We start from the raw sequence: 19,302 nt of genomic DNA on the forward strand, positions 1-19,302 counted from the left end.
GGCAAAGTGTAGGTCAGCCTGCGAGCCAGGCCAAATCGCAGGCGTGGCCGCGGTCAAGCCCAGCATGGCGAGCACCGGCGTTCATGACGGTTCACGCTCCTGCAGGCCAGCACCTCGCCGACCTCCAGGCGCCCCCGGAAACCGCGGCGAGCGCTCGCCGGTACGCAATTGCCGGGATCCGGCGTCCCTGCGTCCTCAATCCCGCGAAAACCGTCCCCTGCCGACCCAGTGCCTGGCGTGGATCACGCCAAGCGGTCGCTAGCAGCTGGACTCAACCCAGCCCGAAAGCCGGGTGATAGGCGACATCGGCCAGCGGCAGCAGACGGTCGCCGAACGCCAGCGCCTGCAGCTCGGACGCCGGCACGCCGGGCAACACCAGCCCCGGTTCCACCGCAAAGCCCAGACGCCGGAAAAACGCCGGTTCGCCCAATGCCAGGCAACCGGCGGCGCCACGCTCGCGCAAGCTGCCCAGCGCCGCCTGCACCAGGCGCGTGCCCAGTCCCTGGCGCTGATGCCCCGGCCCGATCGCCAGCGGCCCCAACGCATACCAGCCAGGCGAATCGTCCGACAGCGACACCGGCGATACCGCCAGGTGCCCGACCACATACCCGTCGTGGTCGGCCACCAGCGACAGCGCCAGCGCGCCGTCGTTGCGCAAGGCGGCGATCACGTGCTGCTCGTCGTGGCGGCTATGTTCGTCGCGCATGAACGCGACCATCGTCAGCAGTTCGATCGCCGCAGCATCGCCATCGCTGGCTTCGCGAATCAGCACGTTCATCGCAGGCCCCGCAGCCCGCTCGTCTTCAGACCATTGCGCATCACAGGCTCTGCAACAGTTCGGCGAAGGCACGCGCCGACGCATCCACATGCGACGCCAGCCGGTGTTCGTCGTCGACCAGCAGCAAGCGCGCATGCCGCGCCTGCGCCCAGGCGATCACCTCGCCGGCCGGAATCAATTCATCGCGCCAGGCATGCACGATGGAAATCGGCACGCGCGCCGCATCCAGTGCCGGCAACGGCCCCATCCGGGTCGGCGGCACCATCAGGAACAGCCCGCGCGTGGGCACCTGCAACGACACCTGCGCGGCGATGTACGAGCCCAGGCTGGAGCCGACCAGCACCAGCGGGCCCTTGTCGGCCGCCGCCCGCGCGATCTCCAGCAGGCGTTGCAGCCGGCCCTGCACGTCGCCAAGCGAACTGACCTCGCGGCGTGCGTCCAGATCGGTGTAGTCCGGGCGCTCGTGGGTCCAGCCCAGCTGCCCGGCGACATCGGCCAGGGCGGTGACCTTCAGCGCATCTGGGCCGCTTTCGAAGCCGTGCGACAGGATGCAGTGACCGCGGCTCATAGCGCCTGCACCGTATCGCCGATGCGCAGCACGCCGCCACGCAGGATGCGCGCGCACAAGCCGCCATGGCCGCGCATGGCGTTATAGCCACCCGCGCCAAGTGCGTCTTCCATGCGCGAGCACGGATCGCAGGGGTCGGTGCCTTCCAGCTCGACATCGCCGATGCGGAAGCGCCGCCCCTTCAAGGCGATCAGCGGGATGCCGGACACCACCAGGTTACGGCGCAAGGTGGCCGGCGCAATTGCTGTATAACCGGCCAGCGCTGCGATCACTGGCAGATGCTCGGCCTGGATCAGGGTCACGCCGCGCTTGCCGCTGCCGCCCTTGTAGCGGTCGCCGACCAGGCCGATGCCGGTGGTGGCCTGCGCCGCGTCCACCTCGATCATGTCCACGTCGCGCGCCGGGCGCACGCCGATCCAGGTCACCTGGCCGGTCTGCGGCAGGGTTGCCATCAATTTGCCCAAAGGGCTGTCGGGATTCAAAGCCATCGTCGAATGCTAGCATCCGCCCCATGTCCGATGCCGTCCTGCCGTCGCCACCGATCACCTATGCGCCGTTGTCCTACGAATCGCGGCTGGCGCGACGCGCGCTCACGCAGATCGACATGGTGGTCATCCATTGCACCGAATTGCCCGACATGGCGATGGCGCGCGAATACGGCGAACGCGTGCTCTACGACAGCGGCACCGGCAACAGCGGGCATTACTACATCGACCGCAACGGCAGCATCCAGCAATACGTTGCGCTGGAGCGCGTCGCCCACCACGTGCGCGGCCACAACCCGCATACGCTGGGCATCGAACTGGTCAACAGCGGCCGTTATCCGCACTGGCTGGACTCGCGCCATCAGTGCATGAACGAACCGTACCCGCAGGTGCAGATCAACGCGCTGATCACGCTGCTGCAATGGCTGCAACAACAGTTGCCGTCGGTACGCCGGATTGCCGGCCACCAGGCACTGGACACCACCCAGGAAGCGGCCAGCGACGACCCGTCGCGCAAGATCCAGCGCAAGCTCGATCCCGGCCCGCTGTTTCCGTGGCCGCAGATCGAAGCGGCGGTCAGCTGGTCGCATGCACCGCGCTAGCAGCGGTGCCCCCATCGAAACAGCATTCTGCCTTCGCTGGTACAGCGCTCAACGCTCGGCTGCGCGGTAGGTCTTCTCGCCCGCATTCACCGCAAGATCCAGGCGATTTTCCGGCGATGCGATCGGGCAGACCACATGCGGCGTCAACGCGCAGGGCGGATTTTCGGCCAGATTGAAGTCGAGCACGAGCCGGCCATCGTGTGGCGGCGCGGTGTAGAGATAACGCGCGCCGCCATAACTTTCCTTGCCGCTGGTGCGATCGGCGAACAGGAAGAACAGGCCCTCCCCGTCGTCGCTGACGATCGGCTGCAAGCGGTACTCCTGGCCATTGCGCGAGAACACCGCCTCGCCCGGTATCTCGACGGTAAGCGGCGTGCCGATCGACGTCAGCAGCGTGGTCGTGCGCGGGGTGGGATACGCCTGCCAGCGCGCCTGGATGCGCCAGTGCGGATCGGTCGGAAAATATTCCAGCCCGGCGAAATGGCTCAGCAGCGGCGCTGCCGGGTCGCGGAAACGCCAGCCGAACAAGCTGCCGGTCTGCACCAGATAGAACTGCCGCCCTTCCACATCGAGGCGATCGCCCCGCTGCCCTGCGCGCTCCGGCTCCAGGCGGACGCGATCGACGCGCTCCCCGTTCAAGTACACCGGTACATGTGCGGCGGCGTCGAAGTGCACGCGGCCGTCGCCATCCAGCGTCAGCTGCCCCAGCTGCGCAGGACCGGCCGGCAATACCAGATCGCTGCGCGGATCGCTGCCCACCTGGTAACGGCCTGCGCGCACACGCCCGGAGCCGGTGTAGCTCAGCCAACCGTCGGGCGCGCGCAAGCGCTGCAAGCGCTCGGCGCGTGCACGTTCGAGTTCGACCTGATACACCGCATGGCGGTCGCTCTGTCCACGACCGGCGATGCGCGCACCGTTGGCGTCGGCGGTCGATCCCGCCGAACAGGCCGCCATCGACAGCATCGCGACGCACAGCGCGCCGACCTGCAACTGCAACCGCATGAGTCACCCAGCACTGCGAGAAACTGCGCTCCGCGCAGCGAACCTGCGTCCCCACAGGTCACCGTTCCTGCCGCCATTGTGCCTGCAATCAGGGGCCGGTCGCGACCGGGCGTGTCGCATCCTGCAACCAACCGCTCCAGGAGCCGGCGTAAACGCGCGCGCCCGACAAGCCGGCCACTTCCAGCGCCAGCAGCAGATGGCAGGCGGTCACGCCCGAACCGCACATCACCACTGCCTGCTCGGGGCGATACGCGCCCAGCAGCGCAGACAACTCGCTGCGTAGTTCCTCGGCCGGCTTGAAACGCCCATCGCGCAGGCTCACACCCAGCGGACGACTCACCGCACCGGGCACATGCCCGGCCACCGGATCGACCGGCTCCACCTCGCCGCGAAACCGCTCGGCGGCGCGTGCATCCAGCAACCAGCCCGGCGCCTGATCCAGCCGCGCCAGGATCTGCCCGGCCTCGACCACGGCATCGTCATCGAAGCTGCCCGGGTATGCCGCGCCATCGTGCAGTGCAGGCGGCTCGGTGCTTTCCGGCAACCCCGCCGCGCGCCAGGCGGCCAGCCCGCCATCGAGCACCGCCACGCGGCGATGCCCCAGCAACCGCAGCATCCACCATGCCCGCGCCGCGGCCATGCTGCCGTCGGCGGCGTCATAGATCACCACCTGGCTGTCCGGGTCGATCCCCCACTCGCCCAGCCGCCTGGCGAATGCCGCGCTTTGCGGGAGCGGATGCCGCCCTTGCGCAGGCTGCGACAGATCGGCCAGATCCTCGTCGAGATCGGCGTAGTACGCGCCTGGCAGATGCCCCTGTGCATAGGCCTTGCGCGCTGCATCCGGGTCCGGCGCAGTCGGTGGCGCAGCGCGCGCGTCCAGCAGTCGCAACTGCGGATGCGGCAACGCCGCGGCCAGCGTGGCGCTGTCGACCAGCGTGGTCCAGTGGAGTTCCGCACTCATGCAACCTGCTCCAGACGACGACGAAGATTGAGGAGAATGGCCGCGGTGGCGCCCCAGATGCGGTGGCCCGGCCAGTCGTATTCCAGCACGCGGCGTGGCCTGCCGCGAAACTCCAGCTCCACGCTGCGCAGATTGTCCGGGTCCATCAGATAGGCCAACGGCACCTCGAACACCTCGGCCACTTCATCCGGCTGCGGCACCGCCACGAACGCCGGGTCGATCACCGCCACCACCGGGATGACGCGAAACCCGCTCACGGTCAGAAACGGATCCAGATATCCCAGCGCATGCACCTGGCCGGCGCCGAGCGCGATTTCCTCGCAGCTCTCGCGCAAGGCCGCAGCGGCCGCATCCGCATCCGACGGCTCGACCCGGCCACCGGGAAAACTGACCTGTCCGGCATGGTGACGCAGGCTGTCGGTGCGCCGGGTCAGCAGCACCATGGTGCCCTGCGCGCGCGGCACCAGACCGCAAAGCACTGCGGCCTCGGCAGACGCGCCGCCTTCGGTCAGGTCGATCAATTCGGCATGATTCCAGCCCGGCCCGTCGGGCGCGGTGTCCAGCGCATACAGCGCACGCTGCAGCTGCGCGCATTCGGGCAGCCGCGCGGCCAACGCGCGCGCGGGCAGAACCGTGTGCAGATACTCCTGACGTTCGCCGTCGCTCATGCTCATCCAGCGTGCAATTTCATCCAGGCTGCGCAGGCAGCCGACACAGTGCGCCTGCGCGTCCAACGAACATACACCGATACACGGGCTGGGCAGGCCACTGCGGTTCGAATCCGTGTCGCTCATCGCTGGCTCCCACCGCACCGCATCCTCACGCCGTCCGTCCATCCTGTCGCGCATCCGGTGGACCCAAACGACAACGCCGGCCTGGTGGCCGGCGTTGTCACAGCAACAGCAAACGCAATTACTTGACGCTGACCAGCTTGATCTCGAACTGCACGGCCACGTTCGGCGGGAACGGGGTACGCGGGTCGGCACCGTAGGCCTTCTCCGGCGGCAGGGTCACTTCCCACTTCGAGCCGGCCGGCATCTGCAGCAGCGTGTCGCGCATGGCCTGCATTTCGACTTCGCTGACCTTGATGGCCGGGATCTGCTGCGCCGGACGGGCCTTCTCGCGGTCGCCGAACGGGAACGGACCGGCCACTTCCAGCTGCACGGTGCTGGCCTGGGTCGGCTTGGCGCCCTTGCCGGCTTCGATCACGCGGTACTGCACGCCGCTCGGCAGCGTCTGCACGCCAGCGGTGCCCTTGTTCTTGGCCAGGAACTGGTCGCTCTTGGTCTTGTTGGCAGCAGCGGCCTTGTCGTATTCGGCCTTGGCCTGCTGGGCACGGCCTTGCTCACGCTTCTGGAACGCTTCGACAGCCGGCTTCAGCTGGTCGGCGGTGATCGCCGGCTGCTTCTTGGCATAGGCGTCCTGCAGACCCTTTACCACCGAGTTGATGTCGAGCTGCTCGCCGCGGCCGGTGAGCTCGGCAAGGTTGTTGCCGTAGTCATAGCCGAAGTAGTAGCTCAACTTGCCCTTCTCGGACGTCGTGTCCTGGGCCAGTGCATTGCCCGTCAGGGCCAGGGCCGCCACAGCGACCGCGATAGAACGCAACTTCATCAAACAATTCTCCAGGGTGGTGGCACAGGACGGGTCTGCCGCCTGAGATGACGCGCTAGGATAGCGGCCGCGATAGCGAACCGCTACTTATCACGAAAGCTATGACCAGCAAGGCTTTCGGAAGTTCCGCATTTACTAATTTTTTACGTTCGTAAGGATTTCCATGTCCAATCACGTCATTCTGATCGCCGACCACGCCAGTGTACGGACGATCACGGTCAATCGACCGGACAAACTGAACGCCTTGAACCAGGAAACGCTGCAGGCGCTGGATCACGCCTTCGCCGAGGCAGCGAGCGCGGACGACATCCGCGTGGTGATACTGACCGGTGCCGGCCCCAAGGCGTTTGTCGCCGGCGCGGACATCGCCGAAATGCGCGATCTGTCGGCGATGCAGGGCCGCGAGTTCTCGCTGCTCGGCCAGCAGCTGATGCGCCGGATCGAGCGCATGCCCAAGCCGGTGATCGCCATGGTCAATGGCTTTGCACTCGGCGGCGGGCTGGAGCTGGCGATGGCCTGTCATCTGCGCATCGCCGCATCCAGCGCGCGTCTTGGGCAGCCGGAAATCAATCTTGGCCTGATCCCCGGCTTCGGCGGCACGCAACGGCTGTTGCGTCTGACCGGGCGAGCGGCAGCGCTGGAACTGTGCCTGCTCGGCCTGCCGATCGATGCTGCGCGCGCGTTCCAGTTGGGTCTGGTCAATCGCGTAGTCGAGCCGGAGGCATTGCAGGACGAAACCCTCGCCCTGGCACAACGCCTGGCCGCCGCCGCACCGCTCGCGCTGCGCGGCATCCTGGATGCGGTGGTGTTCGGTGGCGAATGCGCCATCGAAGAAGGCCTGCAGCTGGAAACCGCGCAATTTGCACTGTTGTTCGCCAGCGACGACATGCGCGAAGGCACCGGCGCCTTTCTCGAAAAACGCCCCGCACACTTTCTCAACCGCTGATCGGCCTGCCATGACGTTCGACCCCACATCGGCACCACGTCCACTGGCCCAGCAGCTGTTCGACTGCGTCCACGCCGACGATCTCGATCGTGCCTTGGCACTGGGCCTGATGGAGTACCGGCCCGATCCACGCGACGACCTGCTGGATCCGGCCTGCCCGCAACTGAGCGCGGTGCTGCTGGCCGCACAACAACGGCTACGCGATGCCTGGGCAGCACGCGACCGCTACCGTGCACGCGCCGCGCGCCTGCAACGTCGCGCTGCCGAACGCGATGCACGCCGAACGCCGGCAGCGGCGCCCAGCCAACCGGCGGCCGCCGCATTACCGCCGCTGGCTGCGGCCATCCTGGCGCGCGCCAAGGCCAAGGCCGCTGGTGGAGCACAGCCATGAACGCGATCCACGTCACCGCGCCGGCACGGCGCGGCAGCAACATGCGCAAGCCCGAAATACAGGAGATGTTCGCGCGCCTGCGCGAGCTCAATCCGCACCCGACCACCGAGCTGGAATACACCACGCCGTTCGAGTTGCTGATCGCGGTGCTGCTGTCGGCACAAGCCACCGATGTCGGCGTCAACAAGGCCACCCGCAAGCTGTACCCGGTGGCCAATACCCCGCGCGACATTCTCGATCTGGGCGAAGAAGGCCTGAAGCGCTACATCGCCACGATTGGCCTGTTCAACGCCAAGGCCAAGAACGCCATTGCCACCTGCAGGATCCTGCTGGAGCAATACGGCGGCGAGGTGCCGCACGATCGCGCTGCACTGGAGGCCTTACCCGGCGTCGGCCGCAAGACCGCCAACGTCGTGCTCAACACCGCGTTCGGCGAGCCCACCATGGCGGTGGATACGCATATCTTCCGCGTCGCCAACCGCACCGGTCTTGCACCGGGCAAGGACGTGCGCGTGGTCGAGGACAAGCTGATCAAGGTCATTCCGGCCGAATTCCTGCACGACGCACACCACTGGCTCATCCTGCATGGCCGCTACGTCTGCAAGGCACGCAAACCCGATTGCCCAGGTTGCGTGATCCACGACCTATGCCGCTACCGCGACAAGACCCCCGCACCCGCCGAAAGGCCGATAACAGCAAAAGGCTAACGCGCGTCTCAACAACCAACCAATCCGCAAACCGACGGCCAAGCAATCACGCCGGCAAGGCCAGCGTGCGCTTTTACGAATCCCAAATCCCGACTCCCCAATCCCCAATCCCCGCCCAAAAAAAAATCGCGACCGGGATGATGCGTCTTGCGGCGCCATGCATCACCCGGTCACGATAGATGTCACCCGGCGCGAGCGCCGGGCGTCTGCAGCAGGTCTACGCCGCCTTGGCTTGCTCCACGCGCTGTTCGACCAGCGCGCTTTCCACCGTCGGCTGACCTTCCACGCGTCGATCCAGCTCGTTCCAGTCCACCACCAGCTCGCAGCCGCGCGAGGCCGCATTCCGGCTCCAGTCGCGCAGCAACTCGATGCAGGCGTGGTCGACGTGATGCAGCTTGGCCACGTCCAGGTGCAATGCGGTGTTCGGCGGCACGCTTTCCAGCGTACGCGCCATCGCCGGCACCTTCAGGAACGTCGCCGAGCCCTGCAGGGTCAGATGCATCTCGTCCTTCTTGTGCTCGTGCTCACGCACGTCCACCTTCAGGCGCGAAGAATGCAGGGCCAGACGGAACAACGACAGGCCGAAGCCGATCAGCACGCCGGTCAGCAGGTCGGTCGCCACGATCGCGAAGGTGGTCGCCAGGTAGATCGCCGCGGTGCCACGGCCATAGGTCGCCAGCTCCTTGACCTGCCCGATCTTGATCATCTTCACGCCCGTGTAGACCAGGATGCCGGCCAGACACGCCACCGGCGTCATCCGCAACAGCCACGGCAGCAGCATTGCGAACACCAGCAACCAGCCGCCATGCAGCACCGTGGACATGCGCGTGGCCGCACCGGCCTGCACATTGGCCGCGCTACGCACGATCACGCCGGTCATCGGCAATGCGCCCAGGAAGCCGCACAGCATATTGCCCACGCCCTGCGCCGCCAGCTCACGGTCGTACTGCGTACGCGCGCCCTGATGCATGCGATCCACCGCCGCCGCCGACAGCAAGGTCTCTGCGCTGGCGATGAAGGCAAAGGTCACCGCCGACACCAGCAAGGTCGCATTGAACACGCCGAAGATGTCCGCGACGCTGGGGATGCTGATCGCCGAGAACAGATTGGTCGGCACGTCGACCTTGTTGACGTTCAGGCCCTGCAACTGCACCGTCGCCGTGACCACCACCACCGCGATCAACGCACCCGGCAAAAAGCGCAGACGCTGCGGGCGCAGCTTGTCCCATGCCAGGATGATGCCGATGGTGGCCAGACCCACGAACAACGCGGTACGGCCGGTCCCCTCGGTGATCGCCTGCCACACTACGGCCGGCAATGCAGCGAAGTTCTCCAGGCCGCGCGCCTTGGGAGCGGCGTCCATCAGCACGTGTGCCTGCGAGGCCACGATCAGGATGCCGATACCCGACAACATGCCGGCCACCACGGCCGGCGACGTCATCCGGAACCACACGCCTGCGCGGCACAGGCCGGCAATCAACTGAATCGCACCGGCCAGCAGAATCACCGGACCGAGGGCGGCAACGCCATGCTCGCGAACCAGCTCGAACACCAACACAGCCAGGCCGGCGGCCGGTCCGCTCACCTGCAGAGGAGAGCCCGCCAGGAAGCCGACGACCAGCCCACCGATGATGCCGGTGATCAGACCTGCGGCCGGCGGCATGCCGGAAGCGATCGCAATGCCCATACACAACGGGAGCGCGACGAGGAAGACCACGACAGACGACAACAAATCACGTCCGAACAGTCCCTGGCGGAAATATCCGCCGATACCTGATGTGTTCATGATGTGCTCCGTCAGGCGAGTTCAGCGCGCACGACTTGCTGCAGTCGCGGACGTGGGGTGGCTTCGGGGGTGTTGTCCGCCAACAACGGACGGAAGCCACCCTTCTCGGCATCGAAGGCGCGGATCTCGCCATGGGCGATGTCATAGATCCAGCCATGGATGCGCAAGGTGCCGGCCGCCAGACGCGCGGCGACCACCGGCTGCGTACGCAGATGGTCCAGCTGCGAGACCACGTTCTCTTCGGTCATGCAGCTCAGCGCTTCCTGGCTGTGCGGATCGTGTCCGTGATGGGCAGTGACGTGACGCGCTGCATCGGTGTGCTTGAGCCAGGCCGCCACGGACGGCACGTCTTCCAGCGATTCCGGCTTGAGCACCGCCTTCATTGCGCCACAGTCGGTATGACCGCAGATCACGATGTGCCGCACGCCCAGTACGGCGATGGCGTATTCGATCGCCGCAACCACGCCGCTGACGTGCTGGGAGTAAGGCGGCACCACATTACCGATATTGCGATAGACGAACAGTTCGCCCGGCTGTGCGGAGAAGATCAGCTCCGGCATGACACGCGAATCGGCGCAGGTGATGAACAACGTATGCGGACTCTGGCCACCGGCCAGTTCCTGAAAGCGCGCACTCTGGCGCGGATACACTTCCTTACGGAAATGACGAAAACCTTCTAGCAAACTTTCCATGGGAGATACCTCTAGGCAACGGATGGCTCTCCGCGGCGCGAACCGCGAAGTGCAAAGACGAACAAGTCAAATGAATCCGGTGCGCTGCACCGGTTGACGCGACTAACGGAGGATCAGGCGCGCACTGCGTTGGGAGGACGCAGTTGCGGGATCAGGTCGCGTTTTTGAGTTGCCGGCGCGTAATGCGCGTACCAAGAGGGGAAATAACGTGCGACCACCGGCCATGCCTGGGAGAGCAAGGGGATATCGTCTGCAGAATGGGTATCGACCTGGGTCTGTGCGTCCCCGTCGCCCTGCAGATCATCGGCTGCATCACGTTCTTCGCCAGCGTCCGCCATTACCGCCACGCCGTCGCCCACAAGCGCATCGTGGATGCGGCTGTGCGCATCGGCCGCCGACCACGCAGTGAGCGCGAGCAGGCAGACCAACAGCAACTGGAGGAATCGAGGAAACATGGCCTCGAAACTAACAATTTAGAACGCGCCTGTGCAAGTGGTGCGACGCACAAAGCGCTTGATACGCCGCAGTTCCACTTAGTTGGTTCAGGTCGCAATAAGCTTGAGCTCGCTGAAACGGTGAACTGCGCCACTGTCACATCTGTCATACGACGCGGCCTGTTCAGACTCATGACACACACTGACAAAAAACAAACACGCGTAAATCTTTGTCTTTGTTGACAAAAATCAGATTGCAACGCGATCTGAAGTTGTCACATTAACGCAACTTTCACGCCATAGCCTGCGCTCACTTTCTCAGGTCGCAAGGCACATATGAAACTTTCTCCCACCCTGCTTGGCTCCGCCCTGCTGCTGGCGCTGGCCGCACCCGCCGCGCACGCCGAAATCGCCATCGACGTGATCGGCGGCTCGGAGATGTCGCTCGAAGGCCTGGTCCAGGCCGACGGCAACTGGTTCCACAACGACGTGCAGGACCTCAATGGCCCGATCGGTGCCAATGGCGACAATTCCGAATTCAGCATCCGCCGTGCCGAGCTGGTGCTCAAGGGCAAGGGCCCGGGCAATTTCGAATGGGTGGCCGGTTACGACCCCAGCGTGCTGAAGGAAGTCACCATCCGCGGCACCACCATCCGCAGCACCGGGCGTTTCCTCGACAACAACATCAAGTACAAGTTCGCCGGCAACGCCAACAACTACCTGCAGGTCGGCCAGTTCAAGCAGCCCAACAGCCTGGAAGAGCTGTCCAGCACCAAGAACAACGACTTCGTCTCCAAGGCCGCAGTGACCAACACCTACGGCATCTCGCGCCGGCTGGGCGTGGCCTACGGCATGGGCGACAACGACTGGAGCATCACCGCCAGTGCGTTCGGCCGCGAACTGACTCGCAACCAGGCACACGGCAGCGGCTACGGCGCGCGCGGCACCTGGGCGCCGATCAACGAGAGCGGCAACGTGCTGCACTTCGGCCTGAGCTACCTGGGTTACGACACCGACGACGACACCCTGCGCCTGCGCGCACGCCCGGACGCCGACCTGACCACGGTGCGCCTGATCGACAGCGGCGCCATCACCAACGTGGACCGCGTGGGTGTGGCCGGCGCCGAGGCAATGTGGATCACCGGCCCGTTCAAGCTGCAGAGCGAGTTCTTCCAGGAAAACGCCAAGCGCATCGGCAACAACGCCAACGATTACAAGAGTGACGGCTGGTACGTCAGCGGCGTCTGGAACATCACCGGCGAGACCTGGGGCTACAAGGCCGGCGTGCCGACCACCCCGCTGCCGAACGCACCGGCCTCGGGGATGTGGCAGCTGGCGGTACGCTACGACACCCTGGACCTCAACGACGGCCACCTGGTCTCCAACGGCACCACCCCGTTCGTGGACGGCGTGCTGGGCGGCAAGATGGACGTGTGGACGATCGGTGCCAACTGGTACTGGCGCTCCAACTTCAAGTTCGCACTCGACTACGCGAAGGTGGAAAGCACCCGTTACAACAGCGCCACGCGTGGCCTGGTCGACGACAACCCGTCGATCATCGAGGCACGCGCGCAGTTCTATTGGTAAGTGCGCGCTGGATCGGCCGCCGTGCTGCGCTCCCGTGAGCGCGCCACGGCGGCAACCATCCTGATCCGACCCGGCAACGCGCCCCGCCGCAACGCCGTCATCTGCATGTCATCTCCCGGACACCGCGCAGTCATGCCCCTGCCCTGCAATGGCACGACCGCGGGACGTCCTCATCCCTTCGCTACAGGAGCTGTTCCGTGATCCACTCTTTGAAGACCCGTCTGGCCGTCGGCGTGCTCACCGCCTCGCTGGCCTTGTGCGCCCAGGCCGCCGATGTCACCGGCGCCGGTGCGTCGTTCATCTACCCGGTGATGTCCAAGTGGTCGGCCGACTACAACGCGGCCACCAAGAAGCAGGTCAACTACCAATCGATCGGTTCGGGCGGCGGCATCGCCCAGATCAAGGCAGCCAGCGTGGATTTCGGCTCGTCCGATGCGCCGCTCAAGCCGGAAGAACTGGCCGCGGCCGGCCTGGCACAATTTCCGTCGGTGATCGGCGGTGTGGTGCCGGTGGTCAACGTGCCCGGCGTGGCGGCAGGCGCGCTGAAGCTGGACGGCAAGACCCTGGGCGACATCTTCCTGGGCAAGGTCAGCACCTGGAACGACCCGGCGATCGCCGCGCTCAACCCGGGCGTCAAGCTGCCCGACGGCAAGATCACCGTGGTGCATCGCTCCGACGGTTCGGGCACCAGCTTCAACTTCACCAACTACCTGTCCAAGGTCAACCCGGACTGGAAGGGCAAGGTCGGCGAAGGCACCGCGGTGCAGTGGCCGACCGGCATCGGCGGCAAGGGCAACGAGGGCGTGGCTGCGTACGTGAAGCAGATCAAGGGCGGCATCGGCTACGTCGAGCTGTCGTATGCGCTGCAGAACAAGATGGCCTACACCGCGATGAAGAACGCCGCCGGCAAGTTCGTGCAGCCTTCTGACGAGACCTTTGCCGCCGCCGCCAACAGCGCCGACTGGGGCAACAGCAAGGACTTCTACCTGGTGATGACCAACGCCTCCGGCGACAACGCCTGGCCGATCACCGCCACCAACTTCATCCTGGTGCAGAAGAAGCCCAAGAACGCGGCCGGCCTCAAGAACACGCTGGAGTTCTTCCGCTGGGTCTACAGCAAGGGCGATGCGCAGGCAAAGCAGTTGGACTACGTGCCGCTGCCGGACAGCCTGGTGACCCAGATCGAAGGCTACTGGGCCAAGAACCTGCCCAAGTAACGCCAGCCACAGCGACAGGAACGACGCCGTCTCTCTCCCCGGCGTCGGCACCGGGACGCGGCCCCCACGGGGTCGCGTCTTTTTTGTGATGCCTTCTCCAAAAGGCACTGTCATGCACGTGTAACAAAAACATCATTTCATAGCGTGGTCTGCCGGGTCCCCCGGCCAACCCAGCCTCGGAGCTTCCATGAAACTGCAGTCGGCCAGCCTGACCGCCATGTCCCTCACCATCGCCCTCGCCCTGGCCGCCTGCTCGCCCGGCAAGGATGCGCAGTCCGGCGACACCGCCAAGGGTGCCACCGCCGCAGGTGCCACCGCTGGCGACAGCAAGAGCGCCGAGATCTCCGGCGCCGGTGCGTCCTTCATCTATCCGCTGGTCTCCAAGTGGTCGGCCGACTACAACGCCGCCACCGGCAACAAGGTGAACTACCAGTCGATCGGCTCCGGCGGCGGTATCGCGCAGATCAAGGCCGGCACGGTGGACTTCGGTTCGACCGACAAGCCGCTGGACAGCGCCGAACTGCAGCAGGCCGGCCTGGGCCAGTTCCCGTCGGCGATCGGCGGCGTGGTGCCGGTGGTGAACCTGGAAGGCATCGCGCCGGGCAAGCTGCGCCTGACCGGCGCGCTGCTGGGCGACATCTTCCTGGGCAAGGTCACGATGTGGAACGACGCGGCGATCGTCGCGGCCAATCCGGGCGTGACGCTGCCGGCGACCAAGATCAACCTGGTGCATCGCTCCGACGGTTCGGGCACCACCTTCAACTTCTCCAACTACCTGTCCAAGGTCAGCCCGGAGTGGAAGAGCAAGGTCGGCGAAGGCACCTCGGTGCAGTGGCCGGGTGGCGTCGGCGGCAAGGGCAATGAAGGCGTGGCCTCGTACGTGCAGCAGATCAAGGGTTCGATCGGTTATGTCGAACTGGCCTACGCACTGCAGAACAAGATGCCCTACGCCTCGCTGCAGAATGCGGCCGGCCAGTGGGTGGAGCCGAATGCAGAAAGCTTTGCCGCCGCTGCCGCCAGCGCCGACTGGGCCAACGCCAAGGATTTCAACCTGGTGATCACCAACGCACCGGGCGAGAAGGCCTGGCCGATCACCGCGACCAACTTCATGCTGATGCACAAGCAGCCCAAGGATGCGGCGCGCAGCAAGGCGACGCTGGACTTCTTCAAGTGGGCGCTGGACAACGGCCAGGCCCAGGCCAGCGAACTGCATTACGTGCCGCTGCCGCCGGAACTGGTCAAGCAGATCCAGGCCTACTGGGCCAGCGAGTTCAAGTGATGCCCTGCACCCGCTGTCATGGCGGGTTGCGCTGCGGTGAGGTGCCTGCGGGCGCCTCGCCGTTCCTGCTGTCTCACGCTCCCGCCAGTGCGCGGGTGACGAGTCCAATCGAATGAATGCCACCGCCATTCCCGAAGCGATGACCGCCCCGCGCGGCCGCGACCTGCGCGATGCACGTGCCGATCGCCTGTTCAAGCTTGCGCTGGCCGCCACGGTCGTCTTCGTCCTGTTGGCGCTCGGCAGCGCCGCGCTGTCGATGCTGTGGGGCGGGCGCCATGCCTTGCAGATGCAGGGCCTGAGCTTTTTCTATTCCGCCGACTGGAATCCGGTGGAAAACAAATACGGCGCGCTGGCGCCGATCTACGGCACCCTGGTCACCGCCTTGATTGCGATGGTGATTGCGGTGCCGGTGAGTTTCGGTATCGCGTTCTTCCTCACCGAGGTGGCGCCGCGCTGGTTGCGCGGCCCGGTCGGCACCGCCATCGAACTGCTGGCCGGCATCCCGTCGATCATCTATGGCATGTGGGGCCTGTTCGTGCTGGTGCCGGTAATGACCGAGCACGTGACGCCCTGGCTCAACGATCACCTGGGCACGCTGCCGTTGATCGGCCCGTTGTTCCAGGGCCCGCCGTTGGGAATCGGGTTGCTGACCGCAGGCTTCGTGCTGGCGATCATGGTGATTCCGTTTATCTCCTCGGTGATGCGCGAGGTGTTCCTGACCGTGCCGACGCGCCTGAAGGAATCGGCGTATGCGCTGGGGTCGACCAAATGGGAAGTCAGCTGGGACATCGTGCTGCCCTATACCCGCTCTGCGGTGATCGGCGGCGTGTTCCTGGGCCTGGGCCGTGCGCTGGGCGAAACCATGGCAGTGGCGTTCGTGGTCGGCAACACGGTGCGGCTGTCGCCGTCGCTGCTGGAGCCCGGCACCACCATCGCCGCGCTGATCGCCAATGACTTCGGCGAGGCAACCGAAACCTATCGCTCGGCATTGCTGCTGCTGGGCTTTGTCTTGTTCATCGTGACCTTCATCGTGCTGGCGATTGCGCGCTTCATGCTGATGCAGCTGTCGCGTCGGGAGGGCAACTGATGTCATCGGTCTCGCAATCGCTGTACAACCGCCGCCGCGTGACCAACGCGATCGCACTGTTGCTGTCCTGCGTCACCGCGGTGTTCGGCCTGTTCTTCCTGGCCTGGATCCTGTGGACCTTGCTGTCCAAGGGCGTGCCGGGCATCGACGTCAACCTGTTTACCAAGATGACACCGCCGCCGATGCAGGAAGGCGGTCTGCTCAATGCCTTCTTCGGCAGTGCGGTGATGTGCGGCCTGGCGCTGGCGATCGGCACGCCACTGGGCATTGCCGCCGGCACCTGGCTGGCCGAATACGGCAATGCACGCAAGGCCGGGTTGGTGGTGCGCTTCGTCAACGACATCTTGTTGTCGGCACCGTCGATCGTGCTGGGGTTGTTCGTCTACACGCTGTACGTGATGCAGACCGGCGGGCGCTTCTCCGCGTTTGCCGGCGCGCTGTCGCTGGCCTTCATCGTGCTGCCGGTGGTGGTGCGCACCACCGACGAAATGCTGCGCCTGGTGCCGGCGCAGATGCGCGAAGCGGCGTTGTCGCTGGGCATCCCGCAATGGAAGGTCACCGTGCAGGTGCTGTATCGCGCCGCCTCGGCCGGCATCCTCACCGGCATCCTGCTGGCCCTGGCCCGCATCAGCGGCGAGACCGCGCCGTTGCTGTTCACCGCCTTCGGCAATCAGTACTGGAACAGCAACGTGTTCCAGCCGATGGCCAGCGTGCCGGTGATCATGAATCAGTTCGCCGGCAGCCCCTACGAGACCTGGCAGACCCTGGCATGGTCCGGCGCGCTGGTGCTGACCGTGTTCGTGCTGCTGGTGAGCCTGGGCGCGCGCGCCCTGCTACTGCGCAACAAGATTTCCAATGACTGACCTCTCCCTCCGGACACCCGACATGAACGATCTCCAAAACGCCATGCCGATGCATCGCATCGCCGTTCCTGCCGCCAAGGGAGCACCGGCCGCGCAGGCGCCGGTGAAAGTGGCCGCACGCAATCTGGACTTCTATTACGACAAGTACCACGCGCTCAAGGGCATCAACATCGAGATTCCGGAAAAGCGCGTCACCGCGCTGATCGGGCCGTCGGGTTGTGGCAAGTCCACCCTGCTGCGCATCTTCAACCGCATCTATGCGCTGTATCCGAAGATGGAAGCGCGCGGCGAAGTGCTGCTGGACAACGAAAACATCCTGTCGCCGAAATACCCGATGAACCGGCTGCGCAGCAAGGTCGGCATGGTGTTCCAGAAGCCGGTGCCGTTTCCGATGACGATCTTCGAAAACGTCGCCTACGGCATCCGCCACCACGAAAAACTGTCCAAGGCCGACATGCAGAACCGGGTCGAGCAGGCGCTGCGCCAGGGCGCGCTGTGGGACGAGGTCAAGGACAAGCTGGGGCAAAGCGCGCTGGGCCTGTCCGGCGGCCAGCAGCAGCGGCTGTGCATCGCACGCGCGGTGGCGCTGCGCCCGGACGTGCTGCTGCTGGACGAACCGACCTCGGCGCTGGATCCGATTTCCACCAGCCGTATCGAGCAACTGGTGGAAGAGCTCAAACGCGAATACACCATCGTGATCGTGACCCACAACATGCAGCAGGCGGCGCGCGTCTCCGACTACACCGCCTTCATGTACCTGGGCGACCTGATCGAGCATGACCGCACCGAAACGATTTTCTCCCAGCCGTCCAAGCAGCAGACCGAGGACTACATCACCGGCCGTTTCGGTTGATGTAAGGCGGGCCATCGCAACGCCGCATTGACGCAGCTCCGCCGCACTGCCCGGCACGACATTTGCATCATCTGCGATGTCGCCAGGGGTACGGCGGACATCCACCACCGCCACGAATCGAGATCACGATGAACCAGCACCTCAACGACCATATCGTCAAAAGCTACGACGAGGAGCAGCACCGTCTTGTCGCCGAGATCGTGCGCATGGGCGACACGGCGGTGGCGCAGCTGGAAGCCGCACTGGATGTGGTGGAGCGTCGCGACGACAACGCCGCGCATCGCATCGTGGTCAACGACGAGGCGATCGATGCGCTGGAGCATGCGATCAGCCACGACGTGATGCGGCTGGCGTTGCGTGGGCCGATGGCACGTGACCTGCGCGAGATCCTGGCCGGCCTGCGCATTCCGGCCGATATCGAACGCATCGGCGATTACGCGGCCAATGTCGCCAAGCGCTCGATCGCGCTCAATTCCGCACCGCCGCTGCCGCAGACGGTGGGCCTGCGTGCGCTCGGCCAGATGGCCGCCGATGCCGTGCGCGAAGCGGTGCAGGCATACCGCAACAAGGATGCCGATGCGGCCATCCGCGTACGCGATGAAGATGCACGCCTGGATGCGCAATACACCGCGCTGTTCCGCGAACTGCTGACCTACATGATGGAAGACCCGCGCAACATCACTCCCTGCACGCACCTGCTGTTCATGGCCAAGAACCTGGAGCGCATCGGCGACCACGCCACCAACATCGCCGAGAACGTGTGGTTCCTGGTCCACGGCGAACAGCCGCTGCCGCCGCGCCTGAAGCGCGACGACACCAGCACCACCGGCGTCATCTGATCGCAACAAGTGCCGGCGGCATCTGCCGGCACAGGCCGCAACGCCTTATTTCATTACGTATTCAGCTCCAAATGCCTACGGTGAACTCGCACAGGCTGTTCCTGTGACGCAGGAGTAGGCAGATGAAACGCATCATCGGATCCCTCATGGTTGTATCGCTGCTCACGTCCGGCGCAGCGTTCGCCGCGCCGCAGCAGCATGACGACCGCGACCGCAGCGCGCAGCACCACGACGCGCATGGCCCGGACCGCCGCGACGATCATCGCGACGACAGACACGATGACAAGCGTGACCACCGCCCCAGCGCGCACAACGACGACCACCGCAACGATCGTCGCGGCCCCCCGTATCGGCGTGGCGAGCGCCTGGCACCGGACCATCGCGGCATACGTGTAACCGACTACCGCAAGCATCACTTGAACACGCCGCAGCGCGGGCACGAGTGGCGCCGCGTGGACAACAACTACGTGCTGATTGCGGTGGCCACCGGGCTGATCGCAAGCGTGGTCGCCGCCCGCTGACGCCAGCGGTGTAGCACAGCTTCCGGGCCCGATCCGTGGCAACACGGGTCGGGCTTTTGTTTGCCGAATCGCGGCTCAGTACACGCGGGCAGG

The 19,302-nt window shown here is 65.4% G+C and carries 22 protein-coding genes; 12 read left to right on the top strand and 10 right to left on the bottom strand.

The window, feature by feature from the left end:
* Positions 1-271 precede the first annotated feature (271 nt).
* From AC1KVE_RS13840 to AC1KVE_RS13850, 3 genes are read right to left on the bottom strand one after another with little or no spacing between them, the layout of a single operon-like run.
* Entirely contained in the window at positions 272-778 is a 507-nt protein-coding gene (locus AC1KVE_RS13840) for a GNAT family N-acetyltransferase (protein ID WP_024940677.1), read from the bottom strand.
* Positions 779-818: 40 nt separating this feature from the next.
* Positions 819-1,346, bottom strand: coding sequence for an alpha/beta hydrolase (locus tag AC1KVE_RS13845; RefSeq protein ID WP_024940678.1), 528 nt, complete (start codon positions 1,344-1,346; stop codon positions 819-821).
* On the bottom strand, positions 1,343-1,834 hold the full coding sequence (locus tag AC1KVE_RS13850) for an MOSC domain-containing protein (protein ID WP_184455558.1): 492 nt from the start codon (positions 1,832-1,834) through the stop codon (positions 1,343-1,345). The genes AC1KVE_RS13845 and AC1KVE_RS13850 overlap by 4 nt, the downstream gene beginning before the upstream one ends.
* Before the next feature lie 23 nt (positions 1,835-1,857).
* On the opposite strand from AC1KVE_RS13850, the gene AC1KVE_RS13855 reads away from it, so the two are divergent.
* Entirely contained in the window at positions 1,858-2,433 is a 576-nt protein-coding gene (locus AC1KVE_RS13855; protein WP_115043289.1) for an N-acetylmuramoyl-L-alanine amidase, read from the top strand.
* A 48-nt stretch (positions 2,434-2,481) separates the two neighbouring features.
* Here AC1KVE_RS13855 and AC1KVE_RS13860 read toward each other — a convergent pair whose 3' ends face one another.
* From AC1KVE_RS13860 to AC1KVE_RS13875, 4 genes are all read right to left on the bottom strand, one after another.
* Positions 2,482-3,435, bottom strand: coding sequence for a DUF1684 domain-containing protein (locus AC1KVE_RS13860; RefSeq protein ID WP_184434147.1), 954 nt, complete (start codon positions 3,433-3,435; stop codon positions 2,482-2,484).
* Positions 3,436-3,523: 88 nt separating this feature from the next.
* On the bottom strand, positions 3,524-4,396 hold the full coding sequence (locus tag AC1KVE_RS13865; protein WP_184455556.1) for a sulfurtransferase: 873 nt from the start codon (positions 4,394-4,396) through the stop codon (positions 3,524-3,526).
* Positions 4,393-5,190, bottom strand: a complete 798-nt coding sequence (locus AC1KVE_RS13870) for a CoA pyrophosphatase (RefSeq protein ID WP_039528018.1) — start codon at positions 5,188-5,190, stop codon at positions 4,393-4,395. The genes AC1KVE_RS13865 and AC1KVE_RS13870 overlap by 4 nt, the downstream gene beginning before the upstream one ends.
* 118 nt (positions 5,191-5,308) lie before the next feature.
* Positions 5,309-6,007: an FKBP-type peptidyl-prolyl cis-trans isomerase N-terminal domain-containing protein gene (locus AC1KVE_RS13875; protein ID WP_016902469.1), complete on the bottom strand. Its 699-nt coding sequence runs from the start codon at positions 6,005-6,007 to the stop codon at positions 5,309-5,311.
* A 163-nt stretch (positions 6,008-6,170) separates the two neighbouring features.
* Between AC1KVE_RS13875 and AC1KVE_RS13880 the strand changes: the two genes are divergently transcribed.
* Genes AC1KVE_RS13880 through nth form a run of 3 tightly spaced genes read left to right on the top strand, consistent with a single transcriptional unit; the run spans position 6,171 to position 8,051 of the window.
* On the top strand, positions 6,171-6,953 hold the full coding sequence (locus AC1KVE_RS13880; RefSeq protein WP_054592283.1) for an enoyl-CoA hydratase-related protein: 783 nt from the start codon (positions 6,171-6,173) through the stop codon (positions 6,951-6,953).
* A gap of 10 nt (positions 6,954-6,963) precedes the next feature.
* The gene (locus tag AC1KVE_RS13885; RefSeq protein ID WP_054592284.1) at positions 6,964-7,344 is read left to right on the top strand and encodes a hypothetical protein; all 381 of its coding nucleotides are present in this window, start codon (positions 6,964-6,966) and stop codon (positions 7,342-7,344) included.
* Positions 7,341-8,051, top strand: coding sequence for an endonuclease III (nth, locus tag AC1KVE_RS13890; protein ID WP_184455554.1), 711 nt, complete (start codon positions 7,341-7,343; stop codon positions 8,049-8,051). The genes AC1KVE_RS13885 and nth overlap by 4 nt, the downstream gene beginning before the upstream one ends.
* 217 nt (positions 8,052-8,268) lie before the next feature.
* On the opposite strand, the gene AC1KVE_RS13895 is transcribed toward nth, so the two are convergent.
* The 3 genes from AC1KVE_RS13895 to AC1KVE_RS13905 all read right to left on the bottom strand — a co-directional run bounded on the left by AC1KVE_RS13895 (position 8,269) and on the right by AC1KVE_RS13905 (position 10,963).
* Positions 8,269-9,837, bottom strand: coding sequence for a SulP family inorganic anion transporter (locus AC1KVE_RS13895; RefSeq protein WP_046342271.1), 1,569 nt, complete (start codon positions 9,835-9,837; stop codon positions 8,269-8,271).
* An 11-nt stretch (positions 9,838-9,848) separates the two neighbouring features.
* On the bottom strand, positions 9,849-10,529 hold the full coding sequence (locus AC1KVE_RS13900; protein WP_016902474.1) for a carbonic anhydrase: 681 nt from the start codon (positions 10,527-10,529) through the stop codon (positions 9,849-9,851).
* Between the two features lie 113 nt (positions 10,530-10,642).
* Positions 10,643-10,963, bottom strand: a complete 321-nt coding sequence (locus AC1KVE_RS13905) for a hypothetical protein (RefSeq protein WP_016902475.1) — start codon at positions 10,961-10,963, stop codon at positions 10,643-10,645.
* Positions 10,964-11,299: 336 nt separating this feature from the next.
* Here AC1KVE_RS13905 and AC1KVE_RS13910 point away from each other — a divergent pair, with 336 nt between their 5' ends.
* From AC1KVE_RS13910 to AC1KVE_RS13945, 8 genes are all read left to right on the top strand, one after another.
* The gene (locus tag AC1KVE_RS13910; protein WP_024940436.1) at positions 11,300-12,550 is read left to right on the top strand and encodes an OprO/OprP family phosphate-selective porin; all 1,251 of its coding nucleotides are present in this window, start codon (positions 11,300-11,302) and stop codon (positions 12,548-12,550) included.
* 197 nt (positions 12,551-12,747) lie between these two features.
* Positions 12,748-13,767, top strand: coding sequence for a phosphate ABC transporter substrate-binding protein PstS (gene pstS, locus AC1KVE_RS13915; RefSeq protein WP_039520551.1), 1,020 nt, complete (start codon positions 12,748-12,750; stop codon positions 13,765-13,767).
* A gap of 187 nt (positions 13,768-13,954) precedes the next feature.
* The gene (gene pstS / locus AC1KVE_RS13920; protein WP_481092221.1) at positions 13,955-15,046 is read left to right on the top strand and encodes a phosphate ABC transporter substrate-binding protein PstS; all 1,092 of its coding nucleotides are present in this window, start codon (positions 13,955-13,957) and stop codon (positions 15,044-15,046) included.
* 112 nt (positions 15,047-15,158) lie between these two features.
* Positions 15,159-16,133: a phosphate ABC transporter permease subunit PstC gene (pstC, locus tag AC1KVE_RS13925; RefSeq protein ID WP_006450306.1), complete on the top strand. Its 975-nt coding sequence runs from the start codon at positions 15,159-15,161 to the stop codon at positions 16,131-16,133.
* Positions 16,133-16,996, top strand: a complete 864-nt coding sequence (gene pstA / locus AC1KVE_RS13930; protein ID WP_039511726.1) for a phosphate ABC transporter permease PstA — start codon at positions 16,133-16,135, stop codon at positions 16,994-16,996. Before pstC ends, pstA begins: the two co-directional genes overlap by 1 nt.
* 22 nt (positions 16,997-17,018) lie before the next feature.
* Positions 17,019-17,849: a phosphate ABC transporter ATP-binding protein PstB gene (pstB, locus tag AC1KVE_RS13935; protein ID WP_016902480.1), complete on the top strand. Its 831-nt coding sequence runs from the start codon at positions 17,019-17,021 to the stop codon at positions 17,847-17,849.
* Positions 17,850-17,977: 128 nt separating this feature from the next.
* Positions 17,978-18,688, top strand: coding sequence for a phosphate signaling complex protein PhoU (gene phoU / locus AC1KVE_RS13940; RefSeq protein WP_005994733.1), 711 nt, complete (start codon positions 17,978-17,980; stop codon positions 18,686-18,688).
* 122 nt (positions 18,689-18,810) lie between these two features.
* Positions 18,811-19,209, top strand: a complete 399-nt coding sequence (locus AC1KVE_RS13945; RefSeq protein WP_104554850.1) for an RcnB family protein — start codon at positions 18,811-18,813, stop codon at positions 19,207-19,209.
* Positions 19,210-19,302: the final 93 nt, after the last annotated feature.

It is taken from the genome of Xanthomonas sp. NCPPB 2864 (assembly GCF_056675615.1).